The 2468-nt window shown below is 70.0% G+C and carries 3 protein-coding genes; all 3 read left to right on the top strand.

Features of this window, described 5'->3' with window-relative positions; all coding sequences use genetic code 11:
• Positions 1–427, top strand: a 427-nt coding sequence (locus tag RMO81_RS11925) for a GTPase (RefSeq protein WP_310476107.1), incomplete at its 5' end; no start/stop codon positions are given.
• Positions 428–546: 119 nt separating this feature from the next.
• Positions 547–1683, top strand: a complete 1137-nt coding sequence (proB, locus tag RMO81_RS11920) for a glutamate 5-kinase (RefSeq protein WP_310476106.1) — start codon at positions 547–549, stop codon at positions 1681–1683.
• Positions 1680–2468 (top strand): glutamate-5-semialdehyde dehydrogenase (locus RMO81_RS11915; protein WP_310476105.1); only part of this gene is annotated, 789 nt, incomplete at its 3' end. The genes proB and RMO81_RS11915, both read left to right, overlap by 4 nt.

The following is a 2468-nucleotide window of genomic DNA, read 5'->3' as shown; positions in this document are numbered from 1 at the left end:
GCACAAGGGCCAGGAACTGGTGATGGCCGATATCCCTGGCCTCATTGCCGGTGCTGCCGAAGGGGTGGGCATCGGTGACCGCTTCCTTGGCCATATCGAACGCTGCCGCGTGCTGCTGCATCTGGTCGATGCCAGCCTGCCCGGCCCGGTCGAACAATGGCGCGTGGTGCGCGAGGAATTGGCGGCCTATGGCGGCGGGCTGGAAAACAAGCCGGAGCTGCTCGCGCTGTCCAAGGTCGATCTGGTCACGCCGCAGGCCTTGGCCGCCAAGAAGCGGGCGCTGGAAAAGGCCAGCGGTCAGCATATCTTCACCGTCAGCGCCGCCACCAAGCAGGGCGTCGAGCCGGTGCTCGACAAGCTGATGGAGATCGCCGGCCGCGCGCAGGCGATGAAGGTGGAACGTGACAGGGCATGGACGCCACTGTGACGCGTTCCGCCCAGAACAAACCCGCTCATGCCGAGCTTGTCGAGGTACGCACCGCCGGGGGTGGGTGCCTCGACAAGCTCGGCATGAGCGGGGGGGGTTTCTTGTCCTAAGGCGCCTGGATGACCAACCAGCCGCCTGCTGCCGCCTTCGATCCCGTCAGCTGCCCGCGGCTGGTGGTGAAGATCGGATCGTCGCTGCTGGTTGATGCCGGCGGGGCAGTGCGCAGCGAATGGCTGGCCGGCGTGGTGGCTGATATCGCCGCGCGCCGCCAACAGGGCCAGCAGATCGTCATTGTTTCGTCCGGCGCCATTGCGCTGGGTGCGCGCCGGCTGGGGCTGGAAAAGGGTGGCCGCGCCAGCCTTGAAGACGCGCAGGCCGCTGCTGCCGTGGGCCAGGTGGCCCTGGCAGGCGTATGGGAAGCCTTGCTGGCGGCGCAGGGGCTCACCGCAGCGCAGGTGCTGCTGACGCTGGGCGATCTGGAAGACCGGCGGCGTTATCTGAATGTCGCGGCCACCATTGCCCGCCTGCTCGATCTGGGCGCGGTGCCGGTGCTGAACGAGAATGACACGGTGGCGACCACTGAAATCCGCTTTGGCGACAACGACCGGCTGGCAGCGCGCGCGGCGCAGGCGGCGGGGGCGAGCGGGGTGATCCTGCTGTCGGATGTCGATGGCCTCTACACCGCCAATCCGGCGACCGACCCGGCGGCGCAGCGCTTGCCCGTCGTGAAGGCACTGACGCCCGAGATCATGGCGATGGCCACCGGCGAAACGCGTTCGGGCATGGGTTCGGGCGGCATGGCGGCAAAATTGCTGGCGGCGCGCATGGCCGGCGCGGCCGGGATCGCGCTCGCCATTTGCGATGGCCGCGTCGATCGCCCGCTGACCCATTTTGCGTCGGCTGGTGGCGGCACGCTGTTCTTGCCGCCGCGCGCGGCCAAGGGCCGCAAGGCGTGGCTGGCCGGGCGCATCACCGTGGCCGGCACGCTGTTGGTGGATGCCGGCGCAGCGGCCGCCCTGAAGCGCGGCGCCTCGTTGCTGGCGGCGGGCGTGCGCGGCGTTGACGGCAAGTTCCGCCGCGGTGACGTGGTCGCCATCATGGGCCCGCAGGGCGAACTGCTCGGGCGCGGCCTGGCCGGCTATGACGCCGATGACGCCAGCGCCATCCTGGGCCTGCGCAACGAAGCGCAAGCCGCCATCCTGGGCTATGCGCCGCGCGCCGCCCTCGTCCACGCCGATCATCTGGTGATGCTATGACAAGCAATCTCATCGGGGATATGGCCCGTGCCGCCCGCGCCGCCCTGCCAGTGTTGGCGGCCGCTCCGACAGCGCAGAAGGCCCAGGCCGTTCGCGTCGCAGCGGCAGCCATCCGGGCGCGGCGCGATGAGCTGCTGGCCGCCAACGCTGCCGATGTGGCGGCCGCCGCCGGCCTGTCGGCGGCGCTGGTGGACCGGCTGGCGCTGGATGCCGGCCGCGTCGAGGGCATTGCCGCCGGGCTTGATACCGTGGCGGGCCTTGCCGATCCGGTGGGCGAAATCATCGCGAAATGGTCGCAGCCCAATGGCCTGCAGTTCGAACGCGTGCGGGTGCCGCTGGGCGTGATCGGCATCATCTATGAAAGCCGGCCCGGCGTGACGGCAGACGCGGCGGCGCTGTGCCTGATGGCCGGCAATGCCTGCCTGCTGCGCGGTGGCAGCGAAGCGGCACGGTCGAATGCCGTGCTGCTCGATTGCGTGGCGCACGGCCTGCGTGATGCCGGGCTGCCGGCGGCGGCGGTTCAGATGGTGCCCGCCGGCGATCGCGCGCTGGTGGGCGAGATGCTGGCCGCGCATGGCCTGATCGACGTTATCATCCCGCGCGGCGGCAAGGGGCTGGTGGCGCGGGTGCAGGCCGAAGCGCGCGTGCCGGTGCTGGCGCATCTTGATGGCATCAACCATGTCTATGTCGATGCCAGCGCCGATGTCGGTCAGGCGGTGGCCATCGTGGTCAACTCCAAGCTGCGCCGCACGGCGGTGTGCGGGGCGATGGAGACGTTGCTGATC

This window comes from Sandarakinorhabdus sp. (assembly GCF_031422795.1).
In the GTDB taxonomy this organism is placed as follows: domain Bacteria; phylum Pseudomonadota; class Alphaproteobacteria; order Sphingomonadales; family Sphingomonadaceae; genus Sandarakinorhabdus.
The sequence above is the reverse complement of the archived record's forward strand: the minus strand, read 5'-3'. Positions and strand labels throughout refer to the sequence as shown.